This window comes from Thauera terpenica 58Eu (assembly GCF_000443165.1).
Classification (GTDB): Bacteria; Pseudomonadota; Gammaproteobacteria; order Burkholderiales; family Rhodocyclaceae; genus Thauera; species Thauera terpenica.
The window spans coordinates 1-22,243 of the sequence record NZ_ATJV01000062.1 but is presented as its reverse complement, the minus strand read 5'-3'; the positions used below and the strand labels follow the sequence as shown (position 1 = coordinate 22,243).

The following is a 22,243-nucleotide window of genomic DNA, read 5'->3' as shown; positions in this document are numbered from 1 at the left end:
CGAGGATTTGATTCATGGTTGAAAATACTGACAAAACCCAGGCTGTCGTCGTCACCGCCAAGGACCTCCCGCTGCATTGCCCGCCTCCGAGCGCGCCGCTGTGGGCCCGCCATCCGCGCGTGTTTCTCGATGTACTGAAAACGGGCGAGGCTGTTTGCCCTTACTGCAGCGCGCATTACGTCTTTACAGGTGCGCACCCCAAGGGCCACCACTGAAGTCGTGACTTCAAAGCGCCGGATCTTGTGCAGCCGGCGAACACACGGGGGCCAATACACAGGTATCTGGCCCCCTTTTTTTGCCGGAACATGAGCTCAAAAAAACCCAACTACACTTCCGCGGCCGCAGCTGAAGCGGCCTTCTACGAAGCGCTCACCCATTCTGACCTCGACGCCATGATGTCAGTGTGGTCCGACGAGCAAGAGGTGGTCTGCATCCACCCGGGCGGTCCGCGCATTGTCGGTCTCGAGTCGGTGCGCGAAGTCTGGCGGCAGATGCTGTCGAGCGCCGCCCACCTCAGGATCGACGTCACGCAGGCGGTTGTGAGCAGCAATGCGATGATGGCGATGCACAGCGTGTTCGAGAATATCCGCCTCGAAGGCCAATCCCTGCGCGCACCCGCAATCGCCGCCACCAACATCTACATGCACGGCGCCAGCGGTTGGCGCATGGTCATGCATCACGCCTCAGTGGTGCCGGACGACAGCGACTTCGGCGCCTTGTCACCACGCGTGGTGCACTAGGAGGTGAAGGATGGCGCCAGCCCTTGGCGCCGCGCTTCACCACGCCCGTGACTGCGGGTCATGAAGCCTCCCCGGGAGCGAAGCCACGATTTACGCCATGCAGGCACTGCAGACCGGAACTCCTGTCCAGGGGGCGAGCCTCAAGCATCCTCTTGCCCATCGCCTGGCTCCTGCGGGCGCAGGCAGCCGAGGGCCATGGCGACCAGACTGTCGAGGAAGGCGGGTGATTCGAACTGCTGCGGAATGTCCTGCAGTACCGAGCGCATCACGCCGCGCAACCCCTGCCCGAGCATGTACGCGGCCAATTCCGGATGCGGCGTACTGATCTCGTGCGCACGCATTTTCAGCAAGGGCAGCCAGGTGGCCTCGATGAACTCGTTCGCGGTTTGGTACGGGCCGCGCCACATCCCCAGATGCAGGGCCGCGTGGTGGCGCAAATGAAAGCTCTGGTTCAACTTGAACAGCCGCAACTCGACACGAATGATGTTGGCCAGAATCTCGCGCAGGGCCGCCGCAAGAGGCATGCGAACCACATCCTCGCGCACCAGCAGCAGCTGCTCGGACTCCTCGTCGAGCACACGCTCATAGAGCATGGCAACGATGGCGTCCTTGCTGGGGAAGTATTGATAGATGGAGCCAACGGCGGCGCCTGAAACCTCCGCAATGCGGGCGACGGTGAGCCCCTCGTCGCCCGCTTCGTCGAGGATCTGCAGACAAGCCTGCGCCACGGCGTCAACCAGCGCGCGCGAGCGCGACTGATTGGGGCGCTTGCGCAGGCTGGGAAGTTGCCCGGGCGCGGGCCAGGATTCAGAAGAGGGTGGCTTGCGTCTATTGGACATGAAAATGCGAGCGCTGGGCTCCCGAGGTGCAGCTTGATCCGATTTCTTCAATCAGATCATGGGCTTGACCAGTTGACTCATGGCCCGGCAAAGCGACTATCGCAACCAGGGCGGTGTTCATATACTTGATCTCGTCATTGTAAAACGCCTTGACGCGGCATTGATGTTGATCAAAAAGGCAAAATAAAGTCAGCAGCCGAGAAGAGCATCAAAGCTGACCTGCCCGTGCTTGAAGGCGCGCGGCGCGGCTTATTCCGAGTCGCTTGGCCATTGATCGCAAAGACTGCAAACCCATCAGGAGACTGTTGTGCCCTCACCCTTTAATGTCCGTCCGCTCGGCCCCGCAATTGGCGCCGAGGTGCTTGATCTCAATCTCGCCGACGTGTTCCTGCCCGAAACGCTGCAGGCGCTCGAAGCTGCACTCGTCAAGCACGAAGCACTCGTGCTGCATGTGCCCGAGCTGACCCCTGACCAACATCTGGCGATCGCAAACCACTTTGGCGAAGCGGAGGTTCACACCTTTTACCCCAACCTGGGTGCGGGCTACGAACAGATCACGCTGATCGACTCCAAGCTCGGCGATCGCGCCGACATGTGGCATCACGACGAGAGCTTTCTGCCCAGCGCGCCCATCGTCACCATGACACAGGCCAAGATCCTGCCTCCCTGTGGGGGCGACACCTGCTGGATCAGCATGACGACAGCCTATGACGCACTGTCCGAGCGCATGAAGCAGTACCTCGACGGCCTGCATGCCTGGCACGACATGAACGGCCCGATGACGGCGGCCCTGCGCCAGGGCGTCGTGACCCACGACCGCTATCTCGAAGTCATCAAGATGGGCAAGCGCCACCTGCATCCCATGGTCACCACGCACCCGATCACCGGCCGCAAGGCGCTCTACATCAGCCCGACCTACACCACGCACATCGACGGTCTGGCACCGGCCGAAAGCGACGCCATCCTGGCCTATCTGCATGCGCACTGCCAGCACGTCCAGTTCGTCTACCGCCACCGCTGGACGGTCGGTGACATGGTGCTGTGGGACAATCGCAGCGTGATCCACAACGCCATTCTGGACTACAGACCGCACCAGCGCCGCATGCACCGCGCCTCGGTATTTGCGCGTGAGACCTCGCCCGCGTGAGCTGGCGCACCTGATCGCTTTTGCTGCAAAAGGAGATGATATCAATGATGAATGACGTGGATCCCCAAATACTGGCCCGCTATGCTCCCCGGCCGGGCCGCCATGCGCTGCTGCCCAGCCTGACGCCACAGCAGCAAGTTGCCCTGCTGTGCCGAGTGCTGCACCGCGAGGGCTACAACGACCACATCGCTGGCCACATCACGCTGCGCCAGGAAGACGGCACTTACCTCGCCAACCCCTGGGAGCTCACCTGGGCCGAAGTGAAAGGGTCCGACATCCTGCGCCTGGACGCGCAAGGCAAGATCATCGAAGGCGAATGGAACATCACCCCCGCCATCAACCTGCACATCGATGTTCATAGCGCCCGCCATGATGTCAGCGTGGTGATTCACAACCATTCCGAGTGGGGCTCGGTGTGGTCGGCGGTGGGGCGCGTCCCCCCCATCTACGACCAGACCTCGGCCCTGGTCGACACCGATCCGGTGTGCTACGACGAGTACCGCGGCACGGTGGAAGACAGCGAACTGGGCCGTGCGGCCGCGGACGCACTCGGTGAGCACAAGTGGGCCTTGCTGGCCAACCACGGTGTCCTGGTGGTGGCCAACGGCATTCGCCAGGCACACCTGCGCGCGATCACGCTGGAGTGGCGCTGCCGCATGGCGTGGCGGGTCAATCTGCTCGGCGGTGGCGTGCCCTTGCCCGCAGCCGTTGCGCAAGCCACCGGACAGCGCACCGACGCCAGCGGCTTTCCCTTCCTGTGGGAAGCCATGGCCAGGGACGAAATCCGCCGCGACCCCAGCGTGCTGGAATGATTGAACGATGAAACCTGCAGTGTTGCTGGTCTGCCGCCTGCCCGAAGCCCTGGGCAGTCGGCTGCGCGAGCGTTTCGATTGCCATGAGCTCGCCCAGCTCGACAGCGCCGGCCTGGAGGCGCTGGCGCCGCGGCTGCGCGGCATGGTCGCCAGCGGCGAGTCCGTCGTCGGGCGCGAGCTCATCACGCGCCTGCCCGCGCTCGAGATCATTTCAGTGCTCGGGGTCGGCTACGACGGCATCGACCTCGCCGCCGCGCGTGAGCATGGCGTGTGCGTGACTCACACCCCTGGCCTGTCGACCGAGGACATTGCGGACTTCGCGCTCGCGCTGCTGCTCGCGGCCGCGCGTGAGGTGGTCAAGGCCGACCGCTTCGTGCGCTGTGGGGAGTGGGCGAGCGGGCGTTACCCGATGACGCGGCGCGTATCAGGCGCTCGTCTGGGCATTGTCGGGCTGGGACGCATCGGCCGCGCGGTGGCAACACGCGCGCTGGCCTTTGGCATGGACATCGCCTACACCGGGCGCACACCCAAAGCTGACGTTCCCTATCGCTGGTGCAGCGATGCGCGCAGCCTGGCGGCCGAGGTCGACTTCCTGGTGGTGTGCGCCAGCGGCGGCGAGGCCACGCGCGCGCTGATCGACGCCGCCGTGCTCGATGCGCTGGGGCCGACGGGCGTGCTGGTCAATATTGCGCGTGGCGCCATCATCGACGAGGAGGCGCTGATACAGGCGCTGCAGGAGCGCAGGATTCTGGCTGCCGGCCTGGACGTGTTCTGCCATGAGCCTCAGCTCGCACAAGGCCTGCTGGCGCTCGACAACGTGGTGCTGACGCCGCACATGGCAAGCACCACCGACGCCACCGTGCACGCCATGTTCGATCTCACCTTCACCAATCTGGCCGCACATTTCGACGGCCTGCCCGTGCCGACACCGGTGAGCTGAGCACACATTCAGCCCTCGCAGGGCGCAGATCACAACCCGGCCCGCGCCGGGCTGTGAACAGGTGCGCGAACGACAAAAGCCGGCTCGGCATAGAATGCCGGCTTTCGTCCACTTCACGCTCCCTGCCTTATGCCCCCGCATCCGCACGCCACGCCCGCCCCTGAAATTTTCAAGGCCTATGACATCCGCGGCATCGTCGACACGGTGCTGACGCCAGCCGCCGTGCGCGCAATCGGCCACGCACTCGGCTCCGAAGCCGTCACACGTGGGCAGCAGGCGATCGCGGTCGGCCGCGATGGCCGCTTGTCCGGGCCCGCCCTGGCCACGGCACTGGCCGACGGCATCCGCGCCGCCGGCGTCGATGTCATCGACATCGGCTGCGTACCCACGCCAGTGAGCTACTTTGCCGCCCATGAACTCGGCTGCAACTCCTGCGTGTCGGTCACCGGCAGCCACAATCCGCCCGACTACAACGGCCTCAAGATGGTGCTCGGCGGCCAGACCCTCTACGGCGACATGATTCAGGCGCTGCGCCGTCGCATCGCCGACAATGATCTCGTGCACGCGAGCACGCCCGGGAATCTGCGCAGCGCCGAAGTCGATGGCGCTTACATCGAGCGCATCGTCGCAGACGTGAAGCTGTCACGGCCGATGAAGATCGTCATCGACTGCGGCAACGGTGTTACCGGTGGCATCGCGCCCGAGCTGTTCCGTCGTCTGGGCTGCGAAGTGCTCGAGCTGTTCTGCGAGGTCGACGGCAAGTTCCCCAACCACCACCCCGACCCCTCCAAGCCCGAGAACCTGCAGGACGTGATCCGCGCCCTGCACGACACCGACGCCGAACTCGGCCTGGCCTTCGATGGCGACGGTGACCGCCTCGGTGTGGTGACCAAGGACGGCGAGATCATCTATCCCGACCGCCAGCTCATGCTCTTCGCCGAGGACGTGCTGAGCCGGGTGCCGGGTGGCGAGATCATTTTCGACGTCAAGTGCACGCGCAATCTGGCGCCATGGATACGCGCCCGCGGCGGCAAGCCGACGATGTGGAACACCGGCCACGCCCTGGTGAAGGCCAAGCTCAAGGAAACCGGCGCCCCGCTCGCGGGCGAGATGAGCGGCCACATGTTCTTCAAGGAGCGCTGGTTCGGTTTTGACGATGGCCTGTATGCGGGCGCGCGCCTGCTCGAGATCCTGTCTGCCGGTGCCGACGCCAATGCCGCGCTGAAGGCACTGCCCAACGCGGTCAGCACGCCGGAACTCAATCTGGCGATGAACGAGGGCGAGCCTTTCGAGCTGGTGCAGCGCCTCAAAGCCTGCACCCACTTTTTCGCCGCCGAGGAAGTGATCACGATCGACGGCGTGCGCAGCGAATACGCCGACGGCTTCGGCCTGGCGCGGCCGTCGAACACCACGCCGGTGGTCGTGCTGCGCTTCGAAGCCGATGACGAGGCTGCACTCGCCCGCATTCAAGCCACATTTCGCAGCGCGATCGATGCGGTCTGGCCAGGCCTGAGCCTGCCTTTCTGAGCGCCCACAAACGCCTTGCCCGCCTGCAGCGCTGTGAACGCTGAGGCGGGCAAGATCACGTCTGGAGCGTGATTTTCGCTGCGGTGGCGGTTCGCCGCAGCGGGTGGATCAGAGCTTTGCAGCCACCCACGCCTGTACGGCCGCCAGTGCGGCCGGCAGCTGTTCGGGCTGGTTGCCGCCGGCCTGGGCCATGTCGGCACGCCCGCCGCCCTTGCCACCCACGTGCTGGGCGACGAAGTTCACCAACTCACCGGCCTTGACCTTGGCGGTCTGGTCCGCGGTCACACCGGCGATCAGCGCCACCTTGCCGTCGGCCACAGTGGCAAGCACCACTGCCGCGGACTTCAGCTTGTCCTTGAGCTTGTCCATGGTTTCGCGCAGCGTCCCCGCATCGGCGCCTTCGAGCATCGCGGCAAGCACCTGGATGTGGCCACCTGCAGGCCCCTTGACCTCAACGGCCTGGCTCAACAGATCATCACCCTGGCTGGCGGCGAGCTTGCTCTTGAGCCGCGCCAGCTCCTTTTCCAGCGCACGCACGTTGTCGAGAATGCCGGCAACCCGCTCCGCCACTTCGTCGGCCTGCACCTTCAGCAGCGCCGAAATGCCCTGCACCCGGCGCTCCTGTTCCTGCGTGTAACGCAGCGCGTTGGTGCCGGTGATGGCCTCGATACGGCGCACGCCGGCGGCGACACCGCCCTCGCTCAGCACCTTGAACAAGCCGATGTCGCCGGTGCGCGCGACGTGGGTGCCACCGCACAATTCCTTGGAGCTGCCGATCGCCAGCACGCGCACCTCGTCGGCGTATTTCTCGCCGAACAACATCATCGCGCCCGACTTCTGCGCCTCCTCGAGCGCCATCACCTCGGCCGTGACCGCGGAGTTGGCGAGGATCTCGCGGTTCACCAGCTCTTCGACCTCGCGGATATCCTCGGCCGTCAGCGCCGCTGCGTGGGTGAAGTCGAAGCGCGTCTTGTCGGCGTCCACCAGCGAGCCTTTCTGTTGCACGTGGGCGCCCAGCACCTCACGCAGCGCCTTGTGCATGAGGTGGGTCACCGAGTGGTTGCGCGCGGTAGCGGCGCGCGCTGCCACATCCACACGGGCATTCACGCTCTCGCCAAGCACCAGCTTGCCGGTGCGCACCACGCCGTGGTGGCCGAACACCGTCGCCTGGATCTTCTGCGTGTCTTCCACGCCGAAGATGCCCGCTGCGGCACGCAGTTCGCCCTGATCGCCCACCTGACCACCCGATTCGGCATAGAAGGGGGTGTTGTCGAGCACCACCACACCCATCTCGCCTTCTAGCAGCTCATTGACCGCTGCGCCATCCTTGTAGAGGGCGAGGATGCTGCCCTTGTCTTCCAGCACCTCATAGCCGCGAAAGACGGTCTGCGCACCGTCGTATTCGAGGCTGGTCGCCATCTTGAACTTGCCGGCGGCGCGCGCCTGCTCCTTCTGCCGCGCCATTGCCGCGTCGAAGGCAACGGTATCGACCGACACTCCGTGTTCACGGCAGACATCTGCAGTGAGGTCGAGCGGGAAACCGAAGGTGTCGTGCAGCTTGAAGGCGGTTTCACCGTTGAACACCAGAACTGGCTCACCAACTACGCTACTCGCACCAACGCCGGCGTTAATGATGTGCTGAGTGGGTGGCTTTTTAAGGGCCTTGATCTCGTCTTCGAGGATGGCCATGCCATTTTCAATGGTGGCGAAGAAGCGCTCTTCCTCCTGGCGCAGGGTGTCGCTGATGCGACGTTCACCGCTCACGAGTTCAGGGTAGGCGCTGCCCATCTCGGCCACCAGGTCGGGCACCATCTTGTAAAAGAAGGCGGCGCGCGCACCGAGCTTGTAACCGTGGCGGATGGCACGGCGGATGATGCGACGCAACACGTAACCGCGCCCTTCGTTGCCCGGGATCACGCCATCGGCGATCAGGAAGGCACAGGCACGGATGTGATCGGCCAGCACTCTCAGGGACGGCGACGCCAGGTCGGCGTCCGAGGTTTCACGCGCCGCGGCAGTGATCAGCGCCTGGAACAGGTCGATCTCGTAGTTGGCATGCACGCCCTGCAGCACCGCCGAGATGCGCTCCAGGCCCATGCCGGTGTCCACCGAGGGCTTGGGCAGCGGATGCATCACGCCCTGCTCGTCGCGGTTGAACTGCATGAACACGTTGTTCCAGATTTCGATGAAGCGGTCACCGTCCTCCTCGGGCGAACCTGGAAGGCCGCCCCAGATATGCTCACCATGGTCGTAGAACACTTCCGTGCACGGACCGCAGGGGCCGGTGTCGCCCATCATCCAGAAATTGTCCGAGGCGTAGCGCCCACCCTTGTTGTCGCCGATGCGGATCACGCGCTCGGCCGGCACGCCCACTTCCCGCGTCCAGATGTCGAAGGCCTCGTCGTCCTCGGCATAGACGGTGATCCACAGCCTGTCCTTCTGCAGCTTGAAGACTTCGGTCAGCAGCTCCCAGGCGTAGGCGATGGCGTCGCGCTTGAAGTAATCCCCGAAGCTGAAGTTGCCCAGCATCTCGAAGAAGGTGTGGTGGCGTGCGGTATAGCCGACGTTCTCGAGGTCATTGTGCTTGCCACCGGCACGCACGCATTTCTGCGCGGTGGTGGCGCGGGTGTAGGTCCGCTTGTCGAAGCCAAGGAAGACGTCCTTGAACTGGTTCATCCCGGCGTTGGTGAATAGCAGCGTCGGGTCATCGTGCGGCACCAGCGAGCTTGAGCTCACGATCTGGTGACCCTTGGATTCAAAGAACTTGAGGAAGGCGTCGCGAATTTCGGCGGATTTCATGGGCGTTGGCGATGTTTTTGGACAGGAGGCCCGCGCTGCGGCTGCGTTGTGGGCTAATTCGCAAGTTTATCATGAGCTTAAGCGCCTCATCTGGCGCCCGCACGCCACAGACCTTCGCCTATAATTGACGCGAACGTTAACCAACCACGGGACACGAGCACACCATGGGTAATCGCCTCTCCAAAATCTACACCCGTACCGGCGACGCCGGCACCACCGGCCTGGGTGACGGCAAGCGCGTCTCCAAGAACAGCCTGCGCATCCACGCGCTCGGCGAGGTGGACGAAACCAACGCCATCGTCGGCCTGCTGCTGTGCGAAGAAATGCCAGACGACGTGCGCAGCCTGCTGACCAACGTGCAGCACGACTTGTTCGACCTCGGTGGCGAGGTGTGCATTCCGGGCATGAGCATGATCACCGACAAGCAGGTGACCCATCTCGAGAACGAACTCGACCGCTTCAACGAGCCGCTCGAGCCGCTCAAGGACTTCATCCTCCCCGGCGGCACCCGCGCTGCCGCCTATGCTCATCACGCGCGCACCGTGTGCCGCCGCGCCGAACGTGCGCTGGTTGCACTGGCCCTGGAAGAGGCGGTCAATGACAGCCCGCGCCAATACCTGAACCGCTTGTCCGACCTGCTGTTCGTGCTCGGTCGCGTGCTCAACCGCGCGGGCGGGCGCGATGACGTGCTGTGGCAGAAAAACAAGAACGCCTGAAGCACCACCGCAGCGTTGCGCCCCCGGCACGCGCAAGCTGCGGGCGCGGCTGATTGAGCGCTGACAGGCTGTCCGCAAGCGGAGGGCCTGTTTCATCGCCCCTGCAAGTCACTGCGGCATCTCGAACAAGGCAAACTGCGTCGCCGCCGGTGCGGGCTGCTCCGCGTCGACGAAGCGCACACCCACGCCCAGCAGCCGAACCGGCCGCGCCTTGCGCGCGTAGGCACTGCCCAGCAGCGCCTGCCACACGCCATCATCCGGTGCCTGCGCAACACATTCGGCCGTGGTCTGGGTGAAGTCCGAGAACTTGATCTTCACCACCGCCTTGTGCACCGCACGCGCTTCGCGCGCGCGCCCGAAGCGCGTGCGGAACTCCGCAATCAGGGCCGGCAATGCCGCCTGACAGGCGGCCAGATCAGGCAGATCGGTGACATAGGTGGTCTCCACCGAGAGCGACTTGCGCGCGCGATCAGGGCGTACTGCACGCTCGTCCACGCCACGGCACAAGCGGTACAGGCTGGCGCCGAAGCTGCCGAAGGCCTGCGTCAGCTCGGCAACACTCCAGGCCCGCAGGTCAGCGCAGGTATGCACGCCACGGCCCTGCAATCTGGCGGCGGTGACCTTGCCGACGCCAAAGATCTTCTTCACCGGCAGCGCGGCAACGAAGGCATCGACCTCTTCCGGTCTGACCGCGAACTGACCGTTGGGCTTGTTCCAGTCGCTGGCGACCTTGGCGATGAACTTGTTGGGTGCGATCCCGGCTGACGCGGTGATGCCGACCTCAGCAAGGATGCGCCCACGTATCTCCTGCGCCATCAAGGTCGCGGACCCCCGGCAGCGCTCCACCCCGGTGACGTCGAGGTAGGCCTCATCCAGCGACAGGGGCTCGACCAGGGGCGTGTAGTCACGATAGATGTCGAGGATCTGACGCGATGCCGCGCGATAACGCTCGAAGTCGGGCGGCAACAGGATGAGCCTGGGGCACAGCTGCAGGGCGCGCGCGGTGGACATCGCCGAATGCACACCGAAGGCGCGCGCCTCGTAATTGCAGGCTGCGATCACGCCGCGCGTTTGCGCACGTCCACCGACCGCCACTGGGTGCCCGACAAGACTGGGCTCATCGCGCATCTCGACCGAGGCATAAAAACAATCACAGTCGCAGTGGATGATCTTGCGCATCGCCGCCTGAGTCAGTTCAAACGCACCGTCAAGGATGAAAAGCCGCTCGCCGGGAAGCGTGCGCGCTCGGGTGCGGGTTCAGCCTCAAGCGTGATCTCGCGCGTGTTCGCGAGCAGCGACTCCATGAGCAAGCGCAGTTCCAGCCGTGCCAGTGGCGCGCCCGGGCAGACATGCACGCCGGCGCCGTAGAGCAGGTTGTGATCGCGATTGCGCTCGGGGTCGAACACATCAGGATCGCCGAACACCGCTTCATCACGATTGGCCGCAGCCCAGATCAGGGTCAGGCGCTCACCCGCGTCGATCTTGCGCCCGCCGAGTTCGACCGGACAGGTGGTGACGCGGCGGTTGGCGATCAGTGGCGCGTGAATACGCAGGATCTCATCGATGGCATCGGGCAGATTTTCAGGCTGCTGACGCAGTTCCGCCTGCAGCGCAGGATGCACCGCGAGGTAGTGCACGAGGATGCCCAGACTCGCCGCGATCGTGCCCAGCTCGCCGACCGTCCAGTTACGCACGATGCTGACGATCTCCTCATCACTCAGCGGCCGACCATTGATGTGCTCGCGCACCAGGCGCGTGGTGACATCGTCCGGCGCCCGTTCGCCGGCGTCACGGCGCACGACGAGCTGTTGCTTGATGTGGCCATCGAACTCGACAGCGATCTGCGCCATCGCCGCCCGATCACCCGCCAGCGTCGCGGCGTGGTTGTTCACCATCCAGTCACCCAAGGGCGCATGCAAGGCACCAGGCCAGCCCATGAAGGCGCACTGAATGCGCAGCGCGAAAGGCCGCGCGAAAGCGGACATCAGCTCAAGGGGATCGCCGCGCCGCTGCTCGGCGACCAGCGCATCGGCGATCTCCCTGCAGGTCGGCTCGAACGCCTGCATGTGCTCAGGGGTGAAATAGGCCTCGATGATCTTCCGATAGGGCGTGTGCTCCGGCGGATCCATGGCATTCGGTATCGACAGATGATTCGAGGCCGCATTGCTGAAGCTGGCGTGGTCTTCAAGCACGCGCTTGACATCTTCGTGGCGAAACACTGACCACCACAGATAATCGCTATGGGCGACCGGACAGCGCTGGCGCATCGCGTCGTAAGCGGCAATCTGATCGTCCAGAACTTCTGCCGACCTGGGATCCCAGTCGGCGGGTTTTGTTGGGCTCATCGCGTTTCCTCAGTCATTGGTGAGCAAGACCCGACGCGTCGACGGCGCCGCACAAGCAGGCCTCGCAGGCCTCGCAGGCCTCGCAGGCCTCGACCGCATCACAGCGGCCACTCATAGCACGGCCGCTGCCCGACTCTGTTTGATCTGCCTCAAGCCCACCTGACAGTGACAAACGATTCCGGCTGACAGCTGACAGATAAGGCCGCAGCATTCAACTAGAATGGATTGAGGGTTCGCTGCGCGCTCAACCCAGTGCGGGGTGCCCTTGCCGTCCACAAAACGATTGCTTCGCCCGACAGAAAGGCCCTGCAAGCACCTATCCAGCCCCACCGAAGGGAGGATCACGATGAAAATGCCAACCTTGACTCTGATCGCCTTGCTGGGCAGCACCCTTGCCCCCGCCGCAGCCTTCGCGGCGGATAGCGTAAAGCCCGATCTGGTCCAGAAACCGTTGCTTGAGGAAAGGCAGGCCCATGTGGCACAGCTGAGGCATACCCGGGCTCAGCTTGCAGAAGAACTCGGCACCGGCAAAGACCGAGCCTACTACCGCCAGACACTCGAAAATCTTGGCTATCACATCACTTCAGTCAATAGAGATGACCCCGACTATCTCGAGTACGAGATCATCAAGGCCGGCGATTCCTATGAGGTGCAGGTGGACTTCAAGAACGGCGTCTCCACTTTCATCAATGTCGCGCCCAACCTCTGGAAGGCCAGGGCCACTCGCGAAGCGCTGAAGGACGAGAACTATCGCTACACCTATCCGACCTCAGTCACCGCGAACGCGCACGAAGTCAGCGATCGCGTGCGCAGCAAGGCCTGGGCAGAGGAGAAGCCAGCCGTCGAAAGGGAACTCGGCATCGGGCACGACCGCAGCTATTACCCGGCCGTGCTCCATAAAATGGGCTACACAGTCACCGCGGTCAATGACGCCGCCGCCGACACTCTGGAAATGGAAGTCGTGAAGGGTGATACCAGCTACGACATCAAGGTCGAGTTCGACGCAAAGACGCTCAAATCGACCGCCATCGATGTCTCCCCCAACAACCGGGAATCTGAGGCCATTGAACGCGCGAAGAGCAGGAAGTAAGGATCGGACCGAAGCATGTCCGCTGCCGGTCGACCGTGAGACCGCAGCCTCAGGCTGGTTCATTGAAGCCGGGCACAAAAAAGCCCAAGCGGCTGATCCACTTGGGCTCTTTCGGTATTTATTGGTCGGGGAAAGAGGATTCGAACCTCCGGCCCCTGCGTCCCGAACGCAGTGCTCTACCAGGCTGAGCTATTCCCCGACACTTTTTACTTTTTTTGCGAAGCCTACCAATATATCAGTGATTTCGCTCAACTGCAAAGTGCGACAATTCTAGCAGCGCGTCCTTGAAAATGGAAGGGGGCAAATCCGAAATTGCCGCGATCGCCAGACTGGCCTCGGCCTGAGCGTAGCGGCGCGTCTCTTCGAGCGCGCCGGTGTGCTGGATCGCGGCCAGAACGGCGGCAAAATCATCGCGCCCGCCACTCTCGATCGCACCGCGCACGAGCGCCGCCTGCGCAGGCGAGCCATGCTGCATGACGTGGATCAACGGCAGGGTCGGCTTGCCTTCGGCCAGGTCGTCACCCAGATGCTTCCCGGTGGCGGACTCCTCGGCCGAATAGTCGAGCACGTCGTCGATAAGCTGAAAGGCGGTCCCCAGATGCATGCCAAAGGCCGCAAGGCGGTTTTCGAGCGCCTCGTCGGCTCCGCCAAGAATGCCGCCGAGTCGCGACGCAGCCTCGAACAGCTTCGCCGTCTTGTAGCGGATCACGCGCAGATAATCGTCGATCACGACATCCGCGTTGTGACAGTTGAGCAGTTGCAGAACCTCGCCCTCGGCGATGACGTTGGTGGCGTCGGCCAGCACGCGCATCACGCGCATGTCGTCCACCCCGACCATCATCTGAAATGCGCGCGAGTAGAGAAAGTCGCCCACCAGCACCGATGCGGCGCTGCCGAAGATGGCGTTGGCGGTCTTGCTGCCGCGACGCAGATCGGACTCGTCCACCACGTCGTCATGCAACAAGGTCGCGGTGTGGATGAACTCCACCACCGCAGCCAGTTCCTGATGTTGCGTCCCCTGGTAGCCCATGGCGCCCGCAGTAAACAGCACGAGGGCAGGACGCAGGCGCTTGCCGCCACTGTGGATGATGTATTCCGCCACCTGACGGATCAGCACCACGTCGGAATAAAGGCGGTCGCGAATGACCGCATCCACCGCATGCATGTCGGCGGCGATCGGCGCAAAAAGCTGCTTGACGGACAAGGCGCTCACGCTGGCGGAAAAAGTGCGGATGTTAGGCGCCTGCGTCGACCCGCGTCAAGCTGCGCCTCCACCCTGCCCTCCATTGGCGTGCAGCGCATGCCTATTTGGTGACCGTGGCGCGCGTCACCGCATTGTCCAGCGCCTCCTTGGCCGCCTTCTGATCCGACCACACACCGGCGAGCTCCTCATCCAGGATGCGCCGCACGCTTTCGCGCTCGACGACGGGCTGGGCTGCAGAATCGGCCGTGGTCGGCTTGTTGGTCAATTGATCGACCGCCACCCGCACGTTTTCGAGATCGTCGCCGAGCAGCTCACTGCGCGAAGCCAGCAAGCCGGCGCGATTCAAGGGCAGATAGCCGGTCTCGCGCTGCCAGGCCACCTGATTCTCCGGCTGCAGCCAGAAGCTGATGAAGCGCGCGACCGCCTTGTACTCGGCCGGCTTCTTGCCTGCCGCCGCCCATAGCGCCGGGCCATCAGCGATGGTGTTTTGCGGCGCCCCCGGAAAGTCCTCATGGTAGGGCAGGCGCATCACCGCCACATCGACCTTGCCCTGACGGCGAAACTCCGCCCAGCTTGCCGACGGCGCAGCAATCACCGCGCACTCGCCCGCGGCGAAGCGCTGCTCGGCTTCGTTGCGCTGATCAAACATGTGCAGATATCGGGCCCGCGCCCAACTCGCCATCATTGCCACGTGCTTGACCTGAAACATGCCGTTGAACGAGGGCGCCATGGTCTTGCCGTGTGCGGTCGCGACCGGCTCGTTGTGCCAGGCACTGAGGTTCTCGACCATGACGCGACCGGGCTCGGAGACGGTGTAGGGACAGGTATGACCGGTATCGGCCAGACGTCCCAGCGTTTCCTGCAGCTCGAACCAGGTCCCTACTGTGGGGGCTTCCGGGTTGATGCCGGCCTGACGCAGCGCGTTGCGATTCAGAAACAGCACCGGCGTCGACAGCCCCACCGGCAAGGCCAGCAGACGCCCCTTCGCGTCCACCGGGGTACGCGTCATCATCGCCGGCGGGCGCAAGGTTTGCAGAGGCACACCGGCCTCCTTCATCAGCACATGGAGCGCCTTGTAGCGCGGCGTACCGGCCACAAAGTTGTCTTCGTCCTCACCCTCGAGGATGAGCAGGTGTGGCGATCCCGTGTGCCAGTCCTTGTCGGACAACACCACCTTGATGCCTTTTTCCTGCGCATTGAAGCGATCGACGACATCCACCAGCGCCGCCGCCCGGGCTGGAGGCAAACCATGGTAGAGCTGGATCTGCTGCTCGGCAGTGGCAGCCGCAGGGGCTGCGTGCGCAGCCGGGCTCAACACGCCAACAGAAAAAATGGAAATGACCGCAGCGGCAGTCTTGAAGCACTTTATATTCATGAAGTTGACGCGAGGTGGAAAGAAAAGGGCGGGGGCTCCGACCAGCCTCTGGATTATAGGATGCGTCATCCTGTGCGGGCAGTACGATATGTAACGCCGCCCTGGAACTGGAGCCTGCCCCGCACTCCAGCGCGTCACCTTGCACCCCACATAGGCCAGGCACAACTTCAAGGTCTGGCCTGCGATGCCGTTAAGATCTGCACATCTGCCAGCCCCACCCCCTCGCCATGACCAAACCCAGCCTTGCTGCCCTGCTCGCCCGCTTGCTACTCGTTGCCGCACTGCCGCTGGCGGGCGGCTGCGACATGCTGAGCGAACTGCTGGAGATTCCCAACCCGGCGCGCGAGCATGCCATCAAGGAGGCTGAAGGGCGCGCCATAGGTGGCGCCTGCCGTCACGCCGGGCGCTCGCTCGAGGACTGCTACACCCTCAACCCGACGGCCGAGAAAGCCTCGGTGTTTGCCGGCTGGCGCGACATGAACGACTACATGATGGAGCACAAACTCGACACCGTGCCGTCCCGCCTTGTACCCGGCGCGCCACCCGCCACGTCCGTCAAGAGCCCGGACACTACGCCCGAAGCCGCGAAAACGGCTCCCGCACCCGCTGCGACGCACTGAGGGACCGTGGCTTCGGCGCTGTCCTGCCAGGGCGCCAGATCACAGTCTGCTCGCCTGACAAGGCACTCGGGCTTATCATCGGCGCTCTCGCCTGTCTGTGACAGGCCCCATCATCTTTAGCGCACACCGCCTCTCGCCGATGAATCAACCCACGCCCGCCGCCGGACTCCTCAGTTCCGGCCTGATCGGCTATTGCCGTGCTGGCTTTGAAAAAGAACTGGCTGGCGAGATTGACGACCTCGCGGTCGAAGCCGGCCTGCTCGGATTCGTCCGCGCCGAACCCAACACCGGCTATGCCGTCTTTGAAACCTTCGAGCCAACCCCGCTCGGCAGCTTCGGCGCTGCCACCGACTGGCGGCGCCCGTGCTTCGCCCGGCAATTGCTGCCGTGGTTTGCGCGCGTCGACAAGCTGCCCGAGCGGGATCGCGCCACGCCCATCGTGGCTGCGGTAAAAGCCTCCGGACAGCGCTTCTCCAGCGTACTGCTGGAAACGCCCGACACCGACGAAGCCAAGCAACGCTCAGGCTTTTGCAAGCGCTTTACCGAGCCGCTCAGCACCGCCCTGGAAAAAGCTGGCTGTCTGCGCAGCAGCCGTACCGGACTGCCCGTATTGCATGTTCTGTTCACCGACGCGAACACCGCCTGGCTCATGGCCGGCGAAAGCGGCCAGTGCTCGACCTGGCCGATGGGTATTCCGCGACTGCGCATGCCGTCGAACGCCCCCAGCCGCTCGACGATGAAGCTCGCTGAAGCCTTCATGATCCTGCTCGAAGAGGGCGAGCGCGACACCATCCTGCGTGCCGGACAACGCGCGGTCGACCTCGGCGCTGCACCGGGTGGCTGGACCTGGCAACTCGTGGGCCGCGGCCTGCGCGTCACCGCCATCGACAACGGCCCCATGCGCGACACGGTGATGGCCACCGAGATGGTCCAGCATCTGAAAGCCGACGGCTTCACCTGGCGACCGCAACGCCCGGTGGACTGGATGGTGTGCGACATGGTCGAGCAACCCTCGCGCATCGCTTCGCTGATGGCCGACTGGATCGGAAGCGGGCGCTGTCGCTACACCATCTTCAACCTCAAGCTACCCATGAAGCGCCGGCTCGAGGCGGTGGAGCAATGCCGCGAGCTGATCCGCAAGCGCCTCAAGAGCGTTGGCCCCTACGACCTGCGCATCAAGCACCTGTACCACGACCGCGAAGAAGTGACCGCCTTCCTCACCCTCAGGCGCTGAGTCCGTACACGCCGGCCGCAACCCCGGCCGAGCTGGCCGAAGCCCCTGTCGCCAAAAGGTTTTTGCGTGGGGTGTATAATTTGGCGTTTCGCAATCTGGCGGTCGGCTGTCGACCCCATTCAACACAAAGGCGCCCATGAGTTTCGCCGACCTCGGCCTCATTCCCGAACTGCTCCAAGCCGTCACCGACGCCGGCTACACCGAGCCTACGCCCATTCAGCGCCAGGCCATCCCGATCGTCATCGCGGGCCAGGACGTCCTGGGCGGCGCTCAGACCGGCACCGGCAAGACGGCCGGCTTCACCCTGCCGCTGCTGCACCGCATCGCCCGCCACGCCAGCACCAGCACCTCGCCGGCCCGACACCAGACGCGCGCGCTCATTCTGGCGCCCACGCGCGAGCTGGCCATGCAGGTGTACGAGTCGGTCAAGACCTACAGCAAGCATCTACCCTTGCGCGCGGTGTGCATTTACGGCGGGGTGGACATCAGGGCGCAGCAGATGGAATTGCGCCGTGGCATCGAAGTCGTCATCGCCACCCCGGGCCGCTTGCTCGACCACGTCGAACAGAAGTCGATCAACCTCAGTCAGGTCGAAGTCCTGGTGCTGGACGAGGCCGACCGCATGCTCGACATGGGCTTCATCCCCGACATCAAGCGCATCCTCGCGCTGCTGCCGGCCAAGCGTCAGAGCCTGCTGTTCTCCGCCACCTTCTCGGAGGAGATCAAGAGGCTCGCCGACCAGATGCTGAAGAGCCCGCAACTGATCGAAGTCGCGCGCCGCAACATGGTGTCAGAGACGATCACCCACGTGGTGCACCCGGTGTCGTCGGGCATGAAGCGCAACCTGCTTGCCCACTTGCTGCGCCACCGCCCCGACACCCAGGCGCTGGTATTCGTCGACACCAAGATCTTGTGCGGACGCCTTGCCCACTTTCTCGAGCGCAGCGGCATCTCCGCCGACGCCATCCATGGCGACAAGAGCCAGCAACAGCGCACCGAAACGCTGGAATCATTCAAGCAGGGGCGCTTGCGCGTGCTGGTGGCGACTGACGTCGCCGCGCGCGGCCTCGATATTGACGAACTCCCTTACGTCATCAACTTCGAACTGCCGCACACCGCAGAAGACTACGTTCACCGCATCGGGCGCACCGGCCGCGCCGGTCATCCAGGCAACGCGATATCGCTGGTGTGCACCGAAGAAAAGCACTGGCTGGCCGAGATTCAGAAGCTGATCAAGCTCGAAATTCCGCAGGAAGTCGTTCCCGGTTTCGATCCCGAGCCCGAGTTTTTCGAAGCGGGCAGCCGTTCGCGTGGTCGCCGCTCGGGAGCTGCTGCCTCATCTGCAAGCCCGTCTGCGACTCCACCTGCAACCGCAGCCGAAACTGCACGGCCGCCGCGCTCCACCGCCCCACGCCAGTCCTCGGCACCCACCGCCCGTGGCCGCCAGCGCTCCACGGTGGCAGCGGACGGCTTCGACTTCACCAAACCCTATCAACCGACCTCCGCCCAGCTGCCCGCAGCGGTCACCGACGTTCAGCCCACCCTCGCCGCCAGTACCAAGCCGGACCTACTACGCCGGCAACAGCGTCCCATCGCCGTACTGCTCGGCGGCCTGGGGCGGAAATAGGTCACTGTTCAGGACCTATTCCGCCCGCGGCGGCAAGGCGAGATCAAGTACTCTTCCGGCAATGCCGTACACCTGGCTCTGACAAGCGCACGAACCGCCTACCGTGAATACTCCTGGACGACCGCCCGGCCTGCCTTCTTCTGCGCTCGAACCCTTCATCGCCGACCTGTCGGAAGGCGCTGAAACCGGGGTCTATCTGGCCCTGCTCGAGCTCATCGAGGAAGGGCTCATCATCACCGGCGACGAGCTCATCCTCGACGCCAACAGCGCCGCCTGTCGCTTGCTGGAGCGCGACTATCGCCACTTGGCGGGGCGCTCGCTGGCCACGCTGTTTGCCGACGAAAAGACATTCCTCGACGCTCGCGCCCGACTCCTGATCCAGGCCGAGCGCCATAGCCAGCTTTGCTTCAAGCTGCCCAGCGGCGAGACGCGCGAGCTCAAGGTCGTATGCGCCCCCAGGCTGCGCCCCGGCATCCATGCGCTGGTGCTCAGCCCGGTCAGCAACAGCCTCGCGCGCAGCCCGGCGCGCGTCGACACAGCGGATTCACCCTTCGCCGCCCATCTTGATCCCGGCGGGCGCGTCCTCAAGCGCCCGGGCAGCCTGTTCGATGCCGCGGCGTGGCATGAGGCTGGCGCAGACGGCTTCGAGACCGGCTTGCGTCAGGCGCTCGCCAACAACGATCTCAGCCTGCACTTCCAGCCCCTGGTAGACACCCGCTCGAAGCGTCTGCGTGCGGGAGAGGCCTTGCTGCGCTGGCGGCACCCGACCCTGGGCGAGCTGCCGTTCGGACGCTTCAAGAGCTCGATTGACGACCCCCAACTCATCGCCCAGCTCGGCGACTGGACACTCAACAGCGCCTGCCGCAGTGCCCGCACCTGGCTGAGCGGCGAAACGCCGGCAGCGGGAGGGGTGAGGCTCACGGTCAACATCGCCACCGAGCAGCTGCTGCAGGGTGATTTTGCAGAGTGCGTGCGCCTCGTGCTGGAAGACAGCGCACTCGCGCCCGCATGTCTCGAACTCGACCTCGACGAGAGGGTGCTCGAGAGCGACAGCCCGCAACTGCTGGCCACGTTGAAGGCGCTGAGTGCAATGGGTGTTCGTCTCGCCATCGATGATTTTGGCCGCGGCCTGTCTTCGATACCTAGACTTCGGCGCTATCCCTTGAAGGCGATCAAGCTTGATCCAGAGCTGGTGCGCGGCGTGGGTCACGATGAAGACAGCGAGGCCATCGTCGAGGCCGTCACCCGCCTCGCCACAAGCCTGGGTCTGGAAGTGTTTGCGCGCGGCGTCGAATCCCCCGCGCAGCGTGACTTTCTCTGCGCACTCGACTGCCACCTGCAGCAAGGCCCGCTATTTGGCCAGCCGATGACGGCTCAGGAGTTTTCGCGCTTCGTGCGCTCAGCGTGAGCGCTGAGTTCAGCGCTCACGCCAGGCTCGATCAAAACTATCGACAAGCGGCTTGAACAGACAGGAAAGGGAAGTGCGCGTGCGGCGAAGCAGCCGACCGCTTGGCAGTCGGCCGCAACACATCAACGACGCCGACGGCGCGCGAGCAGGCCACCGATACCGGCGAGTCCGAGCAGCGCGAGGGTGCCGGGCTCAGAAACCTGGGTGGTCACCCTGCTTCCCTCGATCTCCATGGCCAGATCAGCTACGGACCCCGTCCAATTGCTCCCCTCCGCCGCACGGTAAACAAAGGAGGCGTCACCGGTTGCGCTGCTCAGCCAGATCCAGTCGGACGAACCGAGATTCTCCACGAACAGGAAATACGAACCGACGCCCATCTGAACGGGAGCAGGCAGCGCAAACGTGTATTTGTAGATCCCGTTCTGGACGGAATCGAAAAGCGCCGTACTGGTTCGCGCCACCGCCATCGAAGCGAACTCGTGAAGCACGCTGCCAGCGCCCACGACGTTTTCGTACAGGCGGACGCGGAAACTGTCGTCTCCCACATCGTAATTGGAATCATAGCCACCCCACCACGAGATCTGTTCGATATCCGAAGTGAATGACAAGGTGAAGTTATCGGCGAGTTGCTGTCCGATCGTAGGCGTGGCGTAGTAGGAAGTGCCCCCTTGCAAAGGCGCTTGAGGATAAAGGACCGCAGCCCCCGCCGCTCCTGCACCCAACATGAGGACGGCAGAGAGCGCACCACCCAGAATCAGTTTTCTGCTGCCCAGAATCGTAGTCATTGAATCACCCCTGATCTCAGAAACGGATTGCCATCGAGTGGAACAAAGCAATAACGATGCCTGAAATTTATTTATCAAAAATCAACAGCTTAGATAATAAGGTCGTGAGTGCTGTAAAAAAGCCCGACACCCCGTACCCGCGAACTGAATCACGGCTACGGGGGGCGGCCACGCTCAGCCTCCCGAACCCGGCGTGACACCGACCAGCGCCGCGAGCTCGAATTCGACCGAGTCCACCAGGAAGTCACTACCGTGCCAGCTGGTGTCGTAATACGGTGCAGCCGCGAAGCTACCATCACCCGCAGCATAGGCGCCGAATACGAAGTCATTGCCCGCATAAGCACCCGCGGTGAGGACCAGCGAACTGAAGCCAGCCGCATGGGACAGGGTCACGCTCTTGGTGCCATCGGTACGATCGGCCGCGAAACTGAGCTCGGCAACCACATTTCCTTGCGCGTCGAGTGCCTGCAGACGCCCCGCCTCCACGAAGCCGGAGCCGTTACCGTCGTCGGCGACGAATAGCCGGGTCAGATCCACCGTTGCACGCACAGCCGGGTTCTCGAGGTCGAAGCGCAATGCTTCAGTCCCCGAGATTTCCTGCGCGACGGCGCTGCTCGCCAGCGCTCGTCCGCTCACACCGAGATCGCCCCCGTTGAGGTCGCCACCGGCGAGCAGGGCGGAACCGGAGCCGGTCAACAGTACCGATGTCCAGGCCTCAGCAGAATTCGCATAAGCGGCCTTGTGTGTGATGCTGACGTCCGCATCACTCCAGAACGGCGCCCATACATAAGGATTGCCCGGCGAGGCAATCCCGCTCGCATCACCGAGGTGGATGATCGTCGGCTCGACAACAGACGTCACATTGATCGTGAACTCCCCGCTTACCGTCGTGATGCCGTCACTCACCGTATAAGTCAGCACCTCGCTGCCCACGAAACCGGCATTCGGGGTGTAGGTGAAGGAGCCGTCGGTGACCACATTCAGCGTGCCGTTGGCCGGCGCCTCGAAGCTCAGCACCTGCAGCGCGTCGCCGTC

At 63.9% G+C, this 22,243-nt stretch carries 20 protein-coding genes and 1 tRNA gene; 12 read left to right on the top strand and 9 right to left on the bottom strand.

The genetic code is table 11. The annotated features are described in order from the left end of the window. Positions 1-14: 14 nt before the first annotated feature. Together M622_RS39720 and M622_RS32555 are read left to right on the top strand one after the other, a co-directional pair. Positions 15-215, top strand: coding sequence for a zinc-finger domain-containing protein (locus M622_RS39720; protein WP_084520748.1), 201 nt, complete (start codon positions 15-17; stop codon positions 213-215). Positions 216-305: 90 nt separating this feature from the next. Next, positions 306-740: a YybH family protein gene (locus M622_RS32555; protein WP_021249865.1), complete on the top strand. Its 435-nt coding sequence runs from the start codon at positions 306-308 to the stop codon at positions 738-740. Between the two features lie 140 nt (positions 741-880). On the opposite strand, the gene M622_RS32550 is transcribed toward M622_RS32555, so the two are convergent. After that, entirely contained in the window at positions 881-1,579 is a 699-nt protein-coding gene (locus tag M622_RS32550) for a TetR/AcrR family transcriptional regulator (protein ID WP_021249864.1), read from the bottom strand. 307 nt (positions 1,580-1,886) lie between these two features. On the opposite strand from M622_RS32550, the gene M622_RS32545 reads away from it, so the two are divergent. The 4 genes from M622_RS32545 (at position 1,887) to M622_RS32530 (ending at position 6,005) form a co-directional block, all read left to right on the top strand. Beyond that, complete coding sequence (locus tag M622_RS32545) at positions 1,887-2,726, top strand: TauD/TfdA dioxygenase family protein (RefSeq protein WP_021249863.1); 840 nt, start codon at positions 1,887-1,889, stop codon at positions 2,724-2,726. Positions 2,727-2,770: 44 nt separating this feature from the next. Further along, positions 2,771-3,538 carry a class II aldolase/adducin family protein gene (locus tag M622_RS32540; protein ID WP_021249862.1) on the top strand — a complete coding sequence of 256 codons (768 nt, stop codon included), beginning with the start codon at positions 2,771-2,773 and terminating at the stop codon, positions 3,536-3,538. A gap of 7 nt (positions 3,539-3,545) precedes the next feature. After that, on the top strand, positions 3,546-4,478 hold the full coding sequence (locus M622_RS32535; RefSeq protein WP_021249861.1) for a 2-hydroxyacid dehydrogenase: 933 nt from the start codon (positions 3,546-3,548) through the stop codon (positions 4,476-4,478). Positions 4,479-4,607: 129 nt separating this feature from the next. Further along, entirely contained in the window at positions 4,608-6,005 is a 1,398-nt protein-coding gene (locus M622_RS32530) for a phosphomannomutase/phosphoglucomutase (protein WP_021249860.1), read from the top strand. Between the two features lie 108 nt (positions 6,006-6,113). Here the strand turns inward: M622_RS32530 and alaS are convergent, their stop codons facing one another. Then, positions 6,114-8,804 (bottom strand): alanine--tRNA ligase, encoded by a 2,691-nt coding sequence (gene alaS / locus M622_RS32525; protein ID WP_021249859.1) that lies wholly within the window; start codon positions 8,802-8,804, stop codon positions 6,114-6,116. Positions 8,805-8,968: 164 nt separating this feature from the next. On the opposite strand from alaS, the gene M622_RS32520 reads away from it, so the two are divergent. Continuing rightward, positions 8,969-9,520: a cob(I)yrinic acid a,c-diamide adenosyltransferase gene (locus tag M622_RS32520; RefSeq protein ID WP_021249858.1), complete on the top strand. Its 552-nt coding sequence runs from the start codon at positions 8,969-8,971 to the stop codon at positions 9,518-9,520. Between the two features lie 108 nt (positions 9,521-9,628). Here M622_RS32520 and dinB read toward each other — a convergent pair whose 3' ends face one another. Beyond that, the gene (gene dinB / locus M622_RS32515; RefSeq protein ID WP_021249857.1) at positions 9,629-10,699 is read right to left on the bottom strand and encodes a DNA polymerase IV; all 1,071 of its coding nucleotides are present in this window, start codon (positions 10,697-10,699) and stop codon (positions 9,629-9,631) included. A gap of 11 nt (positions 10,700-10,710) precedes the next feature. Further along, positions 10,711-11,865 carry a cytochrome P450 gene (locus tag M622_RS32510; protein ID WP_021249856.1) on the bottom strand — a complete coding sequence of 385 codons (1,155 nt, stop codon included), beginning with the start codon at positions 11,863-11,865 and terminating at the stop codon, positions 10,711-10,713. A gap of 346 nt (positions 11,866-12,211) precedes the next feature. Here M622_RS32510 and M622_RS32505 point away from each other — a divergent pair, with 346 nt between their 5' ends. Further along, the gene (locus M622_RS32505) at positions 12,212-12,955 is read left to right on the top strand and encodes a hypothetical protein (protein ID WP_021249855.1); all 744 of its coding nucleotides are present in this window, start codon (positions 12,212-12,214) and stop codon (positions 12,953-12,955) included. Positions 12,956-13,077: 122 nt separating this feature from the next. Here the strand turns inward: M622_RS32505 and M622_RS32500 are convergent. The 3 genes from M622_RS32500 to M622_RS32490 form a co-directional block, all read right to left on the bottom strand. Further along, a tRNA-Pro gene (locus tag M622_RS32500) sits at positions 13,078-13,154 on the bottom strand. A gap of 36 nt (positions 13,155-13,190) precedes the next feature. After that, the gene (gene ispB, locus M622_RS32495; RefSeq protein ID WP_031347047.1) at positions 13,191-14,159 is read right to left on the bottom strand and encodes an octaprenyl diphosphate synthase; all 969 of its coding nucleotides are present in this window, start codon (positions 14,157-14,159) and stop codon (positions 13,191-13,193) included. 100 nt (positions 14,160-14,259) lie between these two features. Continuing rightward, positions 14,260-15,534, bottom strand: coding sequence for an extracellular solute-binding protein (locus M622_RS32490; protein ID WP_031347046.1), 1,275 nt, complete (start codon positions 15,532-15,534; stop codon positions 14,260-14,262). 227 nt (positions 15,535-15,761) lie between these two features. Between M622_RS32490 and M622_RS32485 the strand changes: the two genes are divergently transcribed. The 4 genes from M622_RS32485 to M622_RS32470 all read left to right on the top strand — a co-directional run bounded on the left by M622_RS32485 (position 15,762) and on the right by M622_RS32470 (position 20,423). Next, a complete protein-coding gene (locus M622_RS32485; RefSeq protein ID WP_021249851.1) occupies positions 15,762-16,154 on the top strand; it encodes a hypothetical protein in 393 nt (130 codons plus the stop codon). Between the two features lie 139 nt (positions 16,155-16,293). Next, the gene (rlmM, locus tag M622_RS32480) at positions 16,294-17,388 is read left to right on the top strand and encodes a 23S rRNA (cytidine(2498)-2'-O)-methyltransferase RlmM (RefSeq protein ID WP_021249850.1); all 1,095 of its coding nucleotides are present in this window, start codon (positions 16,294-16,296) and stop codon (positions 17,386-17,388) included. 136 nt (positions 17,389-17,524) lie between these two features. After that, positions 17,525-19,015 (top strand): DEAD/DEAH box helicase, encoded by a 1,491-nt coding sequence (locus tag M622_RS32475; protein WP_021249849.1) that lies wholly within the window; start codon positions 17,525-17,527, stop codon positions 19,013-19,015. Between the two features lie 103 nt (positions 19,016-19,118). Next, positions 19,119-20,423, top strand: a complete 1,305-nt coding sequence (locus M622_RS32470; RefSeq protein WP_021249848.1) for a sensor domain-containing phosphodiesterase — start codon at positions 19,119-19,121, stop codon at positions 20,421-20,423. Positions 20,424-20,545: 122 nt separating this feature from the next. Here the strand turns inward: M622_RS32470 and M622_RS32465 are convergent, their stop codons facing one another. Both M622_RS32465 and M622_RS39380 read right to left on the bottom strand, forming a co-directional pair. Next, the gene (locus tag M622_RS32465; protein ID WP_021249847.1) at positions 20,546-21,208 is read right to left on the bottom strand and encodes a PEP-CTERM sorting domain-containing protein; all 663 of its coding nucleotides are present in this window, start codon (positions 21,206-21,208) and stop codon (positions 20,546-20,548) included. A gap of 174 nt (positions 21,209-21,382) precedes the next feature. Next, a partial coding sequence (locus tag M622_RS39380; protein ID WP_157282033.1) for an Ig-like domain-containing protein occupies positions 21,383-22,243 on the bottom strand: 861 nt, incomplete at its 5' end.